Source organism: Marinobacter lacisalsi (assembly GCF_042651045.1).
Classification (GTDB): Bacteria; Pseudomonadota; Gammaproteobacteria; order Pseudomonadales; family Oleiphilaceae; genus Marinobacter; species Marinobacter lacisalsi.
Genome location: NZ_JBHSDI010000064.1, coordinates 100,996 through 114,099, shown reverse-complemented (window position 1 = coordinate 114,099; position 13,104 = coordinate 100,996). Strand labels below are relative to the sequence as shown.

The window sequence follows — 13,104 nt, the reverse complement described above, 5'->3', positions numbered from 1 at the left end:
ACCGATTGAGTTCTGGCATTCCGCTCAACGCTTACGTACGACCACGCTGCCAATGGAGTAGCCGGCACCAAAGGAGCAGATCACGCCCAGGTCTCCAGCGCCAAAATCATCCTTGTTCAGGTGATAGGCAATTATTGACCCGGCGGAACTGGTGTTGGCGTACTCATCCAGAATCACGGGGGCTTCATCGATGGTTGCCTCCCGCCCCAGTACCCGCTTCGAGATCAGCTGATTCATGTTCAGGTTGGCCTGGTGCAGCCACATGCGGCGCAGATCGTCCGAGCCCAGTGACAGACTCTCCAAGTGAGCCACGATCAGCTCCGCCACCATCGGGGAGACTTCCTTGAAGACCTTGCGCCCCTGCTGAACAAACAGCTTGTCCGGTTTACCAACGCCGGCCTCATCACCCCGGTTCAGGAAACCGAAATTATTACGGATGTTGTTGGAGAATTTCGTCTTCAGACGGGTGCCCAGGATTTCGAAACCCTGTCCGGCACCAACCTGATCATCACGTTCCACCAGCACCGCAGTGCAGGCATCGCCAAAGATAAAATGACTGTCCCGGTCGCGGAAGTTCAGGTGGCCTGAACAGATTTCCGGACTGACCACCAGCACGGCATTCGCCGTGCCATTCTCCACCGCATTGGCCGCAGCCTGTATGCCGAAGGTGGCGGAGCTGCAGGCCACATTCATGTCGTAGGCAAAACCGTCGATCCCCAGCGCTTCCTGCACCTCGATGGCAACGGCAGGATACGCCCGCTGCAGGTTGGAACAGGCCACGATCACAGCGTCCACATCATCAGTGGTACGGCCAGCCTGCTTGAGGGCCTCCCGGGCGGCTACCACCGACATGTCACACTGGATGGACCACTCGTCATTACTGCGATCCGGCAAACTCGGACACATGCGCTCGGGATCGAGGATGCCATCCTTGTCCATGACATGGCGGCTCTTGATGCCCGACGCTTTCTCGATGAACTCCACAGACGATGGCTGCAGGGCGTCAACCTCGCCGTTGGCGATTTCCGCCGCATGGCGCTCGTTGAACAGCTCAACGTATTGGTTGAACGAAGCAACCAGCTCTTCATTGGTGATGGAGGCGGGCGGCGTATAAAGCCCGGTACCGGTGATAATGGCGGTAATGCTCACAAATGACCCCGACTTTTCTGGAAATTATTGTGGACTTCTATCCGGATGTGCCCGATGCGTGTTGGCGAAACGCATCATTACTGACTGTGAATAATATCACAAAGATAGTCCAGTGCCCGCCCGGGAGACCGAATGTCCATGATTTCACACCGGGTCCATGTGGCGGCGACCTGATACCAGCCCCGGCCCGTCAATGCACCTGCGACCACTGCCGGTCGAGGCGTTTGACCGACACCGGCATGGCCGTGCCGAGCTGCTGGGCAAAGAAGGACACCCGGTATTCCTCGAGCATCCACCGGTAGAGGCCGAGCTCGGGATCCAGGACGCCCTGGCGCCGATGCTGTTCAGCCTTTTGCTGGTAGCGGTTCCACAGCGGCTCAATGGTGTGGAGGAACTCCCGCTCCCGGCCCATTTCACGGGGCATCTTGTCCAGACGGATGTCCGCAGCTTCGAAATAGCGGGGAAAACAGGCCAGCCATTGGGGTGGTGTGGCGATCAGGAACCCGGGATAGACCAGCTGCTCCATCTGGAACTTCAGGTCGGCCATGCTATTGGCCACGGCAAGGCTGATCTTGCCCTTGAGCTGTTTCATGACGCGGTGGTAGCCCTGCATCAACTGGTAGAGTTGCTGGTCGGCCTCCTCCAGTGCCGGCAGGAAATCCCCCCGGCCGGCATCGTACACACGATCAAGTTCGGCAGCGCTGCGCGGCAGATCTGTGGACGGCTGGTCCGGCCCTCCCAGGAAGTGGTTCGCTGCACCGGCCAGCAGGAAATCGTCCAATAACACCCGCGTCTGCCCCACCGGAGCAAACATCAGCGCGGAATCGCGGAAATGGCGAAGCCGGCCGTCGATTCTTTCAAGGGTGTTGCCAAGCCGGTTGAGAATCAGCCGGGCCACAGCCCGGCGATGGGCATTCGCCGCCGTCAGCGGATCCAGGAAGCGGGTCTCCCGGACCTGATCACCGAGATCCTCCAGTGCCGGGTACACGGTCACCTGCATGCCGCCCCTATCGGTATGCACCGACGGAGAAAGGGAACCGAACTGCCAGTCAGTGCCCTGGCGGGCTGGTGCCTTGCCCTCTTCCTCGTCGATCTGGCTGAGGGCCTGCTCCGCCTGCTTTTCCAGTTTCTTCTGCAATTCGTCCGGGTCACGGCCCTGGGCCATCACCTTACCGCCCTCACCCAATACCTTGAGGTTCATCCGCAGGTGCCTGGGCAGACCGTCACGAGGCCAGTCTTCCGGAGCAATGCGCACTCCGGTCATGCGACGGAGCTGGTGGGCCAGCACGTCGGTGAGTGGTTCGTTGGATGGGGTCATGTTCTCCAGGGCCGCATCCACAAAATCCGGCACCGGCACGAAGTTACGCCGCACCGATTTGGGCAGCCCCTTGACCAGGGCGATGCATTTTTCCCGCACCAGCCCGGGCACCAGCCATTCCAGCCGGTGGCCAGGCAGTTGTTTGAGGGCCATCAGCGGTACCTGGATGGTCACCCCATCGTCATCGCCGGTGGGCTCAAACTGGTAGCTCAGGGGGTATTTCGCACCCTCCCATTCCAGCTCGTCCGGGTACTGCTCCAGTTCGTTGTAGTCCAGGTCCCGCTGGAGAATGTCTTTCTCCGTCAGCTCCATGGCCTTGAGATCTTCCGCCGACAGCGACTTCCACCAGCTCTCGAAATGTCGGCCACTGACAATATCCGCCGGCAGGCGCTGGTCATAGAAGGCCACCAGTTGCTCGTCATCCACCAGCAGGTCACGTCGGCGGGTCTTGTTTTCCAGGTTCTCGACGGTGTCCAGCAGCTCCCGGTTACGGGCAATGAACGGCGCCTTTGTGCGAAAGTCCCCTTCCACCAGGGCCCGGCGGATAAAGAGCTGACGGGATTCCACCGGGTCGATCTTGGCGTAGGGCACGCGGCGCTGGCTGACCACATCCAGGCCATACAGGCTGACCCGCTCAAACGCCATGACCTGGGCGCGCTTCTGTTCCCAGTGGGGCTCGGAGTAGTGGCGCTTGACCACATGTTCCGCCAGGGGCTCCACCCACTCCGGCTCGATCTTCGCCACCATACGGGCAAACACCCGGCTGGTTTCCACGATTTCCGCCGCCATGATCCATTTGGGCGACGATTTGGCCACCTTCGACCCCGGGAAGATGAACACCTTGCGATTGCGGGTGGCCAGATACTCCTTCTTCTCCAGCTTTGTGGCCACCTGCCCCAGCAGGCCCGAGAGGATGGCCTGGTGAACGGCTTCGTAACTGGCGGCGTTACGATTTAGGGTGAACTTCTGCTCCCGGCACAGCAGGGTCAGCTGGCGATGGATATCGCGCCACTCCCGCATGCGCATCCAGGAAAGGAACTGCTTCTTGCAGTAACGGCTGAGCTGATTGTTGGACAGTTCCTGGCGCTGCTCCTCGAAGTGATTCCACAGATTCAGCAGGGTGACAAAGTCGGACTCCTTGTCGGTCCACTGGGCGTGAGCCTGATCCGCCGCCTGCTGCCTGTCCTGGGGGCGCTCCCTCGGATCCTGCACCGTCAGGCCGGCAATAACCACCAGCAGCTCGGCGAGGCTGCCCAGCTCACTGGCCGCCACCAGCATACGTGCCAGCCGTGGATCCAGGGGCAGCCTCGCCATGGTCCGGCCCAGACCGGTGATCCTGCGTTTGCCGGAGACTGCGCCCAGCTCTTCCAGCAGCTTGTAACCATCGTTGATCTGCCGGTTGTCCGGTGGTTCGAGGAACGGAAACTGGCGGATATCCCCCAGCCCGAGGGTGACCATCTGCAGGATGACTGACGCCAGGTTGGTGCGCAGGATTTCAGGATCGGTGAACTCGTCCCGGCTGACAAAATCCTGTTCATCGTACAGACGAAAGCAGATACCCGGCGCCACCCGGCCACAACGACCCGCCCGCTGGTTGGCACTGGCCTGGGAGATGGCCTCCACCGGCAGTCGCTGGATCTTGGAGCGTACCGAATAGCGGCTGATACGAGCGACGCCGGTGTCGATCACATAGCGGATACCGGGCACCGTGAGCGAGGTTTCCGCCACATTGGTGGCCAGCACGATGCGCCGGCCCCGGTGGGCCTGGAAAACCCGGTTCTGCTCCTTGTTGCTAAGCCTTGAATACAGCGGCAGCACCTCGGTGTGGCGCAGGTCGGCGTGACGCAGCTGCTTGCTGAGGGAGCGTATTTCCCCCTCGCCGGGCAGGAACACAAGAATGTCGCCCGGTGGCTTGCTTTCAGAACGCTCGTGACTCTCAATTTCCTCCACCGCCGCGACCACGGCGTCACCCCACCCCAGGTCCCGTTCCTCGGCGTCGCCCGCCAGGGGACGGTAGCGAACCTCTACCGGGTAGGTGCGCCCGGACACCTCAATCACCGGCGCCTTGTTGAAATACTCGCTGAAGCGCTCCACCTCGATGGTCGCCGAGGTAATGATCACCTTCAGGTCAGGGCGCTTGGGCAACAGCTGCTTCAGATAGCCCAGCAGGAAATCGATGTTCAGGCTGCGCTCGTGGGCCTCATCAATGATGATGGTGTCGTAGGCGTCCAGGAAGCGGTCATGCTGGATTTCCGCCAGCAGAATGCCGTCGGTCATGACCTTGAGGCGGGTGGCCTCCGAGGTGGTATCCGTGAACCGCACCTGATAGCCCACCTGTTGGCCCTGCTCCGGCCCCAGTTCCTCGGCAATGCGACCGGCCACGGTGCGGGCGGCAATGCGACGGGGCTGCGTATGCCCCACCACACCACGGGTGCCTCGACCGGCATTAAGGCAGATCTTGGGCAGCTGGGTGGTCTTGCCCGAGCCGGTCTCCCCGGCCACGATAATGACCTGATGCTCCTCGAGTGCGCGGGTAATATCCTCCACCCGGTCGGATACCGGCAGACCTTCCGGGAAGCTGGCGGGGCGATGGGCCTTGCGGCGGGCCTCCGCCTTGTCCAGCCCCTGCTCCAGCCAGCGGTTCAGCTTGCGCAGCTCCGCCTCACCGGGCCGGTTCTGGGTGCGGGCCAGCAGCTTGAGAATACGGGCGGTTTCCCGCTGGTTGCAATCGCCAAGCTGGCTCCGGATCTGATCGGTGTCCAGCAGGGTCCGGGTGTCGGAAGCGTCGTTGCCGGGCGGGGTCTTGCTCATGAATGGTCCGGTTGGTCAATGAATGGCTCGGTTGGTGTGAGACGGGCGCTATTGTAGCGGAAGCGGGATGTTAACGAAAAAAGCCCTGCCGAGGCAGGGCTTCTTCATGAATCGGAACCCGGTTTACTGGTTCTTCTTCATTTCCTCGTCACGCAGCTCGCGACGCAGGATCTTGCCGACGTTGGTCTTGGGCAGCTCTTCGCGGATCTTAAAAGTCTTGGGCACCTTGTAGGCGGTCAGACGCTCGCGACAGAACTCCTTCAGCTCGTCCGGCTTCAGGCTCGGATCGGACGGCACCAGGAAGACCTTGACGGCTTCGCCGGTCTTCTCGTCGGGAATACCGACGGCCGCGCACTCGAGCACCTTCGGATGGCCACTGATCACGTCCTCGACCTCGTTCGGATAGACGTTGAAGCCGGATACGATGATCATATCCTTCTTACGGTCGACGATGCGGATGTAGCCGTCTTCCTGAACCAGGGCGATATCACCGGTGCGCAGGAAACCGTCCTCGGTGAAGGACTTCTGGGTCTCTTCCGGCCGCTGCCAGTAACCGCGCATGACCTGTGGCCCTTTAACACACAGCTCACCCGGCTCACCAAGGGGCAGGTCGTTGCCTTCCTCATCCACGGCCTTGCAGATGGTATTGCAAACCGGCAGACCAATGGTACCCAGCTGGATGGCATTGGGCGGGTTGATGGTGACCACCGGAGAAGTTTCCGTCAGGCCGTAGCCCTCGCCGATCTCGACACCAGTAACTTCCTGCCAGCGCTTGGCGGTGGCGCTGGTCAGTGCCATACCACCGGACGACGTCATCTTCATGTTGCTGAAGTCAAGCTGGCGGAACTCCTCGTTGGCCATAAGACCGTTGAACAGCGTATTCAGGCCTGCCAGCGAGGTGAACTTGTGGTTCTTCATTTCTTTCACGAAGCCCGGGATGTCTCGGGGATTCGGGATCAGCACGTTATGGGCGCCGGCCTCCAGCATGATGCCGCAATTCAGGGTGAAGGAGTAGATGTGGTACAGGGGCAGCGGGGCAATCATCACCTCCTGCCCTTCCACGATCTTGTCTTCCAGCAGCGGACGGGTCTGGAGCACGTTGGCCACCAGGTTGCCGTGGGTCAGCATCGCGCCCTTGGCCACACCAGTGGTACCGCCGGTGTACTGCAGCGCCGCCAGGTCGTCCTGGGTGGGCCTGGCCGGATCCAGTTTCTCCTTGGCGCCGGCTGCCAGCACGGCGGGCAGCTTGTGGGCCTGAGGCAGGTTATAGGGAGGCACCATTTTCTTCAGGTACTTGACCGCCGCGTTCATCAGGGTGCGCTTGAGCGGAGAATGCATGTCAGCCAACTCGGTCACGATAACGTGCTCGATCCCGGTCTGGGGCAGAACCTGCTCAGCATTGGCGGCCATATTGGCCAGAACCACCAGGGCCTTGGCGCCGGAGTCGTTGAACTGATGCTCCATCTCGCGAATGGTATAGAGAGGGTTGGTGTTAACCACCACCAGTCCTGCACGCATCGCACCAAAAACAACAACAGGATACTGGGAAACGTTGGGCATCTGGATGGCAATGCGGTCACCGGGCTTCAGATTGGTCTTGTTCTGAATCCAGGCAGCGAAATTGCGGCTCTGGGTATCAAGATCACCATAAGTCAGGGTCGCACCAACGGCACTGAACGCCGGCCGGTCAGCGAATTTCTTTACCGCCTGCTCAAAGAGGTCCACCATACTCTGGTATTTGTTGAGATCGATCTCACGGGGCACACCAGGTGGATACTTGTCCTGATAGAACTGTTCGAAGTCCATCGCACCATCTCCTGTCATTCATTACTTTATGATTATAGTTTCGCAGCCCTGCCTACCCGACGTCCCTGCCGGGGACAGCCAGGGACTGCCGCAGCATCTCGGGATACCATCCAGCCAGACCTTCGCGGGAACCTGCTCCGGCGAAAATACAAGCAGACTAAAGTATCAGCCTCAAAAGAAAGGCGAGAATACCAGTTTTGCGTGCTTTCAGGTAGATGCTGGCCCGCAACAGACTGAATGCGGACGATGAATGTGACGCCTTTCGCGCAATTCCGTCAGGCTTTTTTACAACTCATCTTATCGAGCGACTGACTCTGAACTAAAAGTCAGCACACCTCATTGTTTAAATTAAATTTTTCACTTCTGGCAAGGTAACTGCTTGGCAGTAAACCGACGCAGGTACTTACTGGAGGTGCCTCGCGTTAAATGCCGAGCTTGGCCGATACACACTCAACCGTGTATCGGCTTTTTTTATGGGCTCTGCATAAGATTCATCGTGAAGACAGTAACAAGACGATGGTGGCAAGCTGGTGGAGGAAGGTGAAAACTGACAGGAGACCGTTAAAGAACACGTCCCGCTCAACATCGGACACAGGACCATTGGTGCCGGCGCAACAACTCTGCCGGCACCGGGCGCGTTTATCAGGCGCCCAACTTCGACTCGCAGTTGGAAACGATCAGCTTGGAAGCGGTTTCCAGATCCATGCTTTCATCGGCGTAAATCTGGGCAACAGATTCCTTCAGTACGCTGGCGGAAGCCTCGCTGCTGGCGTTCTCGTCGATGGCGGAGTAGACCTCCTCGATAGCGGTATCGTTATCGCGGGCGCCCACCAGATCCGGTGCAGCAGCTTTCTGTGCCTCGCACACGGGGTTGGCCATGGCCATGGAGCTCATGCCCATTCCGGCAACCAGTACGCTGACAGCAAACAGTTTCTTGTTCATAGAACAGGTTCCTTCCTGAAATTGTAGGTGTTGGGGAGCCCCGGAATACGGCGCGAGGTTCCGTCTCGGCAAACCAGGGCATATCAGAGAGCCCCCTCAGGCTCAGGGCGAATTGAAGCATAATGAGACATTAACTGAAAATGTCTTATTTTTTACCACATACCAAAAAGCCCGGGATAGGACCCGGGCTGTTTCTGGCGTTACGCCGGAACTGGCACATTGTGACGACCATCACTGGAACTTTTTTCGTTCAGGCCGTTCCGGATGGCAACCTGATCACTTGCTGAGGTAACGCATGGCCGACTCAAGTCCGTCAATAGTGAGCGGGTACATGTGATCTCCCACCAGTTGTCGGGTTATGCCCAGTGAGCCTCCCCTGCCCCAGTAGCTCTCCGGTAACGGATTGATCCACACCACCTTGCGGAAATGTTCGTAAACCCGCTGGAACCAGACGGCGCCTGCCTCCTCGTTCCAATGCTCGATAGAGCCCCCCGGGTGGGTGATTTCATAAGGCGCCATGGTGGCGTCACCAATAAAGATGACCTTGTAGTCCGGACCGTACTTGTGAAGCACGTCCCAGAGCGGTGTGGTCTCATGGAGGCGCCGCACATTCCGGGTCCATACCGACTCGTAGATGAAGTTATGGAAGTAGAAGTACTCCATGTGCTTGAACTCCATCCTCGCTGCGGAGAACAGTTCCTCGCACACCCGCACGTGGGGATCCATGGATCCGCCCACGTCAAAGAACAGCAGTACCTTCACCGCATTGTGGCGCTCCGGCACCATTTTCAGGTCCAGGTAACCCGCATTGCGGGCGGTGGAGCGGATGGTATCGTCCATATCCAGCTGGTCTGCGGCCCCCTGCCGGGCGAACTTGCGCAGCCGCCTCAGGGCTACCTTGATGTTGCGTATGCCCAGGGTAATGCTGTCGTCCAGATCCCGGAACTGGCGTTTCTCCCAGACTTTTACCGCACGCCCGTGGCGCCCTTCGTTCTGACCGATGCGGAAACCTTCCGGATTGTACCCATTGGCACCGAACGGCGACGTGCCTCCGGTGCCTATCCACTTGTTACCGCCCTGATGACGCTCCTTCTGCTCCTCCATGCGCTTCTTGAAGGTGTCGATCAGCTCCTCAAGTCCACCGAGGGAATCGATCTTTGCCTTTTCTTCCTCAGAGAGCTGTTTCTCGAATTCGGCCCGCAGCCAGTCATCGGGAATCAGCGCCTCCATCAGCTCATCCAGGTTCTCGATACCCTTGAAATAGGCATCGAAGGCCCGGTCAAACTTGTCAAAATGGCGCTCGTCCTTCACCAGACACAGGCGTGCCAGGTAGTAGAACTCTTCCATGTTCGCGAAGGCGAGCCGCTTCTGCAGGGCCTCCAGCAGGTCCAGAAACTCGCGCAGACTCGCGGGCACCTTGGCCGCACGAACCTCCATGAAAAAATCTATCAGCATGACGTCCTCCCAGAAGAGGCCGGTGAATCAATAGTCCGCCGGGGCAAACAGCCCCGGACGCCCTGCGTTACTTCTTGCGGCGGGCCATGAAGGCCAGCTTCTGCAACAGGTGCACGTCCTGCTCGTTCTTGACCAGGGCGCCATACAGCGGCGGCAACGCGCTGCTGGTGTCCTTTTCCTGCAGCATCTTGCGGGACAGGTCGTCCGCCATCAGCAGCTTGAGCCAGTCGATCAGCTCCGAGGTGGACGGCTTCTTCTTCAGGCCCGGCACCTTGCGCACGTCGAAGAAGACCTCGAGGGCATCGCGGACAATATCCTGCTGAATACCGGGGAAATGCACATCCACGATGGTCTGCATGGTGTCGTGTTCGGGGAAATTGATGTAGTGGAAGAAGCAACGGCGCAGGAAGGCGTCCGGCAGTTCTTTCTCATTGTTACTGGTGATTACGACGATGGGCCGTTGCTTCGCCTTGACGAACTGCTGGGTCTCGTAAACGAAGAACTCCATGCGATCCAGTTCCAGCAGGAGGTCGTTGGGGAACTCGATATCCGCCTTGTCAATCTCGTCGATCAGCAGGACCACCTGCTCGTCGGACTCGAAGGCCTCCCAGAGCTTGCCCTTGACAATGTAGTTGCTGATGTCGTGAACCTTCTCATCCCCCAGTTGCGAGTCACGCAGACGGGACACCGCGTCATACTCATACAGGCCCTGCTGGGCCTTGGTGGTGGACTTGATGTGCCAGGGTATCAGCCTGAGCCCCAGGCCGGCGGCCATTTCCTCCGCCAGCAGGGTTTTACCGGTACCGGGCTCGCCCTTGATCAGCAGCGGGCGTTGCAGGGCGACGGCGGCATTGACCGCCATTTGCAGGTCTTCAGTGGCGACGTAGTTATCGGTACCGGTAAACTTCATGACAATGGATCCTGTGTTCGGTGTATCAGATCGATGGGTAGACAGGGTGATGGCGCGGGCTGGTCCCCCGGGCACATCACCCGTAATCGCTGGTAATGGTGGACGAGTATAAGTTTTTTACCCGTCGATGATAAGCAGCAGTGTCTGTGCGGCACAAACCGGCAAACTCCGGGTGTTACTCGTTCTTCTTCCTGCCGTCAGACGAAGGCTTTCCGCGTTCTTCGTCTTCCTCCTCGTTTTCCAGATCAGGCAGGTCGTCGATATCCGACAGGTCAAAATCCTCCAGGCCGAACTCCTCATCATCGTCGTCCGGCAGGCTGTCATCCGTATCCAGGGAGTCAGGGTCCGGTATCCCGGGGTCCTGGTCCGGGGACACTTGCTCAGCAGGCTGCTCCTGTTCCGGCTCCACCGGTGGCTCGTCGGTGGTGTCTTCGGCCGGGGCTTCCTCGGGTTCAGGGACATCTCCCGCCGCAGGCGTGGGCTCCGGTTCTTCATCATCCGGTTCCATCTCCGGGGGCGGCTCCTCAGGCTCCATGATGCTATCGGTTTCCATTTCCGGCCCGGTCACGCCGGTTGGGGTATCCTTCTCCGCGTCGGCTTCTGTCGGAGTGGCTTCGGCCGATTCAGCAGGGGACTGTTCCGCCGGACGGGGAGAGATCTCCTCACCCTCCTCTGCCGGTTCTTCCTTCTGACCACCCCGGCGTTTCAGTAACACCAGCGCCACAGCGCCCAGCATCAACAGCCCGACCACTCCCGCGGCCCATGGCCACCAGGCCAGCAATCGGTCTGTCAGCGACGGTTCAGCCTGTTCCGGCGCCGGCGAAGCCTCCACTTCCGGTTCAGAGACTGCTGCCGGCTCGGGCTCGGGTTCTTCCAGCTGACTCAGGTCGACGGGTCCTGCCGGTGGTTCCGGTTCCGATATGGGCTCTTCCGGCTCTTCGGCAGTCTCCGGTGCCAGGGGGATTTCGGTGCCCCCTGTGGTCGTCGGCTCCCCTTCCGGCGCCTCCAGTACCAGCGTCTTGCGGAATTTGCGGGAGAAGGTGCCGCCGTCGGCCTCCAGTTCAAGCAGGTACTGACCCGGTTCGGGCAGTCTGGAAATGGTGTCCTGATAGACACCGTCAGCTGGCGGCTCCCCCTCACTCAGGATGCGGGTGCCCCGCCGGCCATCCTCGGTGGTCATGCTCAGGCGAACGGTAATCACGCCGAGGAAGTCCGGGTCGGTGATGCGCTCCCCCTCCTCGGTGAAAAAAGCTTTAAGATCTGCTTCATCACCGAGCTGGAACCGGGCCGGCATGGGCTCCACCTCCAGTCTCAGATCACTGACTACGGTAACCCGGCTGCCCTCGCCCAGAACCCCTTCAAGCTGCCACTCCCCGGCGGCGGGCTGGTCAATGGTGATGAGGTCGTAGCCGCTCTCCCGCGCCCAGCGCACCTTGTCACTAGCACCAGACGCCCGGTACCGGCTCCCGTCGGGGCCGATCAGTGTGAGCTCCCTCTTATCCGGTGATGTGGCACTGAAGATCAGGGCGGTGAACTCCTCGACACCGCCGTCCACTGTGAACCGGTTGTTTTCCAGCGGCACCTCGTTGGCCGGCACCGCCTGGCCCAGGGTATCGGCAAAGATCCGGCTCAACTCCTCGGCGGAGTCCGCCACACGGGCGACACCACCGGTCATATCGGCAATGGCCCCCAGCAGATCAAGGTCGGCCTCACCGGACAGGGCAATGGTATGGATGGTCAGGCCCTGATCGGCCAGAGCCGGCACGAGATCGTCCAGTATCCGGTCCCGTTCCCGGTCGTTGCGGGCCTGGTTGGCGGAAATATCGACCTTGCCGTCGCTGAGCAGGATCAGGTGGGTATTGGCCAGGGAGCGGTCCGGGGCATACCAGTCGCTCGCGGCCTCCTCGATGGCGCCGCCGATATTGGTGCGCTGGGCCACCGAGTTGATGTCTTCGGAACCGTCAATCAGCCGGGCCCGCAGGTCATTGTCCAGGGAATCGTGGGGCACAAGCATGTTGACCATGCTGCCGAACGTCCACAGGCCAACGCCCGTGTCATCGGGCAGCAGGCGCGCAATGAGCCGGACGGCGGGCCGTCGGAGGTTGTCGGGGTCGTTCACCTTCATGCTGCCGGATATGTCCACCACCACGCGGACATCCCGTGCCGGCTTGCTCTGCCCATCCTGGGCCTGTGCCGGTGAAAGCGTCATCGTTACCAGAAGGGTTAACGTGAACAGCAGCTTTCGCATCGCCATGAACAGGTCCTCTTTCTTATTGTCGGATGGCTTCAGGCCCCATGGTCGTCTGACGGGAACACCACCAGCCCGGTATCAGCGACGGGTAAACCGGTAGCGCACCAGATCCAGTATCCAGACCAGGATCATGATCATGGCCGCGGCACCCATGTTGAAGAAGGCCCGGGCGGCCTCGGACGGGTCCCCCAGGAACGTCTCGTACCCGCCATAAAGCCAGGCCGGCACCCACCAGCCATCCACTGTGGCTGACTGCACCGGAGTGGCGATGAGGACGATCAGGGCGGCCTTCAGCAAGGTGCGCAAGCCGTACAGCGGCACCCAGCGGATCAGTTTGGACATGGCCCAGTAAAACAGCGCGAAGCCCGCCGCATAGATGGCCCAGAACAAAGCGTAGGCGGTCTGGGAGTCCGCATCCAGCGTGGAGATAGCCAGTGAGTCAGTCATAGGTCGAAATGAGTC

8 protein-coding genes are annotated in these 13,104 nt (G+C 60.1%); all 8 read right to left on the bottom strand.

The features are described from left to right. Positions 1–24 precede the first annotated feature (24 nt). The gene (locus ACFOZ5_RS19505) at positions 25–1,143 is read right to left on the bottom strand and encodes a beta-ketoacyl-ACP synthase III (RefSeq protein WP_379890575.1); all 1,119 of its coding nucleotides are present in this window, start codon (positions 1,141–1,143) and stop codon (positions 25–27) included. Positions 1,144–1,339: 196 nt separating this feature from the next. Then, positions 1,340–5,278: an ATP-dependent RNA helicase HrpA gene (gene hrpA / locus ACFOZ5_RS19500; protein WP_379890539.1), complete on the bottom strand. Its 3,939-nt coding sequence runs from the start codon at positions 5,276–5,278 to the stop codon at positions 1,340–1,342. A gap of 123 nt (positions 5,279–5,401) precedes the next feature. Beyond that, a complete protein-coding gene (locus tag ACFOZ5_RS19495; protein ID WP_379890538.1) occupies positions 5,402–7,084 on the bottom strand; it encodes an AMP-binding protein in 1,683 nt (560 codons plus the stop codon). A gap of 642 nt (positions 7,085–7,726) precedes the next feature. After that, positions 7,727–8,026 carry a hypothetical protein gene (locus ACFOZ5_RS19490; RefSeq protein ID WP_379890536.1) on the bottom strand — a complete coding sequence of 100 codons (300 nt, stop codon included), beginning with the start codon at positions 8,024–8,026 and terminating at the stop codon, positions 7,727–7,729. A 276-nt stretch (positions 8,027–8,302) separates the two neighbouring features. Then, positions 8,303–9,481, bottom strand: coding sequence for a vWA domain-containing protein (locus ACFOZ5_RS19485; RefSeq protein ID WP_379890534.1), 1,179 nt, complete (start codon positions 9,479–9,481; stop codon positions 8,303–8,305). Between the two features lie 67 nt (positions 9,482–9,548). Beyond that, the gene (locus ACFOZ5_RS19480) at positions 9,549–10,391 is read right to left on the bottom strand and encodes an AAA family ATPase (RefSeq protein WP_379890531.1); all 843 of its coding nucleotides are present in this window, start codon (positions 10,389–10,391) and stop codon (positions 9,549–9,551) included. A gap of 175 nt (positions 10,392–10,566) precedes the next feature. Beyond that, a complete protein-coding gene (locus ACFOZ5_RS19475; RefSeq protein ID WP_379890529.1) occupies positions 10,567–12,645 on the bottom strand; it encodes a VWA domain-containing protein in 2,079 nt (692 codons plus the stop codon). Between the two features lie 75 nt (positions 12,646–12,720). Next, positions 12,721–13,089 carry a hypothetical protein gene (locus ACFOZ5_RS19470; RefSeq protein WP_379890526.1) on the bottom strand — a complete coding sequence of 123 codons (369 nt, stop codon included), beginning with the start codon at positions 13,087–13,089 and terminating at the stop codon, positions 12,721–12,723. Positions 13,090–13,104: the final 15 nt, after the last annotated feature.